Annotated in this window: 2 protein-coding genes and 1 pseudogene; 2 read left to right on the top strand and 1 reads right to left on the bottom strand. The window is 66.4% G+C overall.

What is annotated here, in order from left to right; translation table 11 throughout:
- Positions 1-690 (top strand): annotated as a pseudogene (gene gyrB, locus ACR2JA_RS14410) (DNA gyrase subunit B); the annotation flags it as partial.
- A gap of 41 nt (positions 691-731) precedes the next feature.
- On the opposite strand, the gene ACR2JA_RS14415 reads toward gyrB, so the two are convergent.
- Positions 732-1,532: a PilZ domain-containing protein gene (locus tag ACR2JA_RS14415; RefSeq protein ID WP_434009770.1), complete on the bottom strand. Its 801-nt coding sequence runs from the start codon at positions 1,530-1,532 to the stop codon at positions 732-734.
- A gap of 299 nt (positions 1,533-1,831) precedes the next feature.
- Between ACR2JA_RS14415 and ACR2JA_RS14420 the strand changes: the two genes are divergently transcribed.
- Complete coding sequence (locus ACR2JA_RS14420; protein WP_434009771.1) at positions 1,832-2,863, top strand: endonuclease/exonuclease/phosphatase family protein; 1,032 nt, start codon at positions 1,832-1,834, stop codon at positions 2,861-2,863.
- Positions 2,864-3,102: the final 239 nt, after the last annotated feature.

Consider the following 3,102-nt stretch of genomic DNA (forward strand, 5'->3'; position numbering starts at 1 on the left):
GGCGACACCCTGGCCGAACTGGCGCGCAAGCACCAGGTGGCCGAGAACGTGATCAAGCGCCTGTCCAACTTCATGGACGCCGAAGCCCTGCGCGCCATGGCCGACGGCGTCAGCGTCAAGCTCGACACCGTTGAAGAAGCCGAAGCCAGCGCCGTGGCCATGCAGGCCAAGCTGGCCGAATTGAGTACCACCGGCGTGCCGCCTGAAGTGGCCGGCGAATTCGACGTGCGCACCGACAAGCCCGTGCTGCGCATCAGCCGCCGCCACCACGGCAACGTCAAGAGCAGCATCCTCACGCAGGACTTCGTGCACGGCGCCGACTACGCCGCCCTGTCCACCGCGGCCGACACCTTCCGCGGCCTGCTGGGCGAAGGCGCCAAGGTGCAGCGCGGCGAAGGCGACAAGCAGAAGGAAGAACGCGTCGGCGACTTCCGCCAGGCCATGCAGTGGCTCATCAGCGAAGCCGAACGCACCACCGCCCGCCAGCGCTACAAAGGCCTGGGCGAAATGAACCCCGAGCAGCTGTGGGAAACCACCATGGACCCGACCGTGCGCCGCCTGCTGCGCGTGCAGATCGACGACGCAATCGAAGCCGACCGCGTGTTCACCATGCTCATGGGCGATGAGGTGGAACCGCGTCGGGACTTTATTGAGACCAACGCTCTGCGCGCCGGCAACATCGACGTCTGACAGAAAGCGCAGCGCCGGACGTGGACCGGCGCGCTGGCCCGCTACGGCCTTGCGCGAAAGGTCTGCAGCTGCATCAGCAGGCGCCGCAGGCGCTGCATCTCGGGGCCGCTGATGCGGGTGATGCGCAGTCCCAGCTGCCGCTGCCCGTTCTCGTTGCGGACGTTGCACACCTCCAGTTCCAACGGTCCGATCGACTCGGAAGGTGTTTCCAGCCGCGCCACCGCCCAGTGGTCGCCCGGCCCCACCGGGAGGGTGGTGCCTTCAGGCAGTGCGATGCCGAGGCCCCCTTCGCTGAGGTCGATCACACGGCACACCAGGGACTTTCCGTCGGTCAGCGGCCGGACCAGCGAGATCCGCCGCGAACCCGGCAGGTAGACCCGGCGCCAGGCGCGTGCCTGTGCCGAGATGGCGATGTCGCTCAGCCATGCGGCGTAGCAAGCCTGGTGACCGCTCCCTGTCGACCGATCCATTTCCAGACTCATGAGCAGCAGTTGCCCCTGGCTGCGCAGCATCAGGTTCAAGCGCGCCCCTTTTGTCATGGCCGCTGCCAGTGCGGCGTCGGCAGGCGGGCGGATGTAGAGCTGCCGACCATCACCTGACATGCCCACGAGCGTGGTGGGCACCCACCGGTCAAGCTCTGGCAGGTTCAGGCTGACGGGCGCGCGCTCTCGCGCCGCCAGCCGCAGCAGGTCCAGCAGGACCTGACCTGCAACCCGCTCACCGGGCTCCACTGGCTTACCAGCAACGTCTGCCGTCGCCGTTCCGTCGGCGCTGTCGGCCTGGGTCGCCGGTGATGCGTCCGTCGCCGGCGCTGGCGTGAACCAGCGCGCAAACCAGGGCATGCGGGGCGACAAGGGCGCAGATTTCAAAGTGCGGACTCCAGGCAGTTGACGTGTGTCCCGTCCGCCAGCGGCGCCGTCATGCAGCGAGCGGACGCCGGGGCCAGGCGCCGTCTCAGCGGCACCAGGACAACGCAGAAAAGGGTATCACGCCCCTGCGCACATCGGACCGGACGCCCACGCTCTGCAGGCCGGCAACATCAACGTCCGATCCAGCCGCTGGCCGGTCATTCCCCCGGCCGCCGCTGCTCCGCATAATGGCCCGAGCCCCGCCCCATGCGGGGCGCTGCAAGGGGGCCGGCATGATCTACTACAGCGGCATCAAGGCCATCAAGGACGCGGCCGAACGCGCCCGCACCATCGCCGGTCTCAAGGCACTGCGCCCCGCACTGACGGCGCAGATCCCGGCCAAGTCCACCAACGACACCCTGCTGCTGGCCACCTGGAACATCCGCGAACTCGACGCCGGGCGCTACGGCCCGCGCAGCGATGAAAGCTACTACTTCATCGCCGAAATCCTCAGCCGCTTCGACCTGGTGGCCGTGCAGGAACTGCGCCAGAGCCTGTACCCGCTGCAACGGCTGCAGCGCATCCTCGGGAGCTGGTGGGACTTCATCGTCACCGACGTCACGCTCGGCACCTCGGGCAACTCCGAGCGCATGGCCTACCTGTACGACCGGCGCAAGGTCTCGTTCACCGGCCTCGCGGCCGAGCTGGTGCTGCCCAAAAAACCCGGCGCCACCACCGAACCGCTGCAGTTCGCGCGATCGCCCTATGTGGCCGGCTTCCGGGCCGGCTGGGCCTACCTCACCCTGCTGACCGCGCACATCTACTACGGCAAAAGCGTGGCGGTGGACCCGCGCCGCTTGCAAGAGATCACCGACTTCGCACAGACCACCGCCAAGAACGCCGAGAAGTACAGCACGGCGCCGCAGTACGAACCCGGCAAGGTCAGCGACCCTGGCAACCTCATCATGCTGGGTGACTTCAACATCTTCAGCCGTGAAGACGTCACCCTGCAGGCCATCACCGACGCCGGTTTCGTGGTGCCAGCCGAACTGCAGCAGCTGCCCGGCAGCAACGTGGCACGCAACAAGCACTACGACCAGATCGCCTACTACCGCAAGCTGTCCAAGATGAGCACCACCGGCCGCGCCGGCATCTTCAACTTCTACGAACACGTCTACCGCGACGAAGCCGCCTACGCCACCGTGCGCAAAGGGCGCGGCAGCAGCTTCAACGAATGGCGCACCTACCAGATGAGCGACCACCTGCCGATGTGGATCGAGTTCTCGGTGGACGACAGTGAGGCGTACCTGGATGGGCTGCAGTAGCGTTTGTGCCCTGGCCGCTTGCGGCACACTTGCAACGATGATGGTGGGGGAAGGCAGGCCGATGGGTAAAACTCACTGCGACCTGTGAGCAGGGATGCGGCTCCGGTGACAGCGTTCTTCCTCCAATCGGGCGAGAAGAACGTCTTCAAACCTGCAACCAGACGCGTGCGCTGAATCGCGACGCCCCAACGCTCATATTGCAGGAAGTTTCGTTGTCGTAAAGAAGCCATGAGTACCCT

It is taken from the genome of Hydrogenophaga sp., assembly GCF_051007235.1.
In the GTDB taxonomy this organism is placed as follows: Bacteria; Pseudomonadota; Gammaproteobacteria; order Burkholderiales; family Burkholderiaceae_C; genus Hydrogenophaga.

What these genes read in the sequence shown, in the direction of transcription:
- ACR2JA_RS14420 (WP_434009771.1), top strand. Translation starts at nt 1,832, where the DNA reads ATGATCTACTACAGCGGCATCAAGGCCATCAAGGACGCGGCCGAACGC.
- ACR2JA_RS14415 (WP_434009770.1), bottom strand. Translation starts at nt 1,532, where the DNA reads ATGCCCTGGTTTGCGCGCTGGTTCACGCCAGCGCCGGCGACGGACGCA.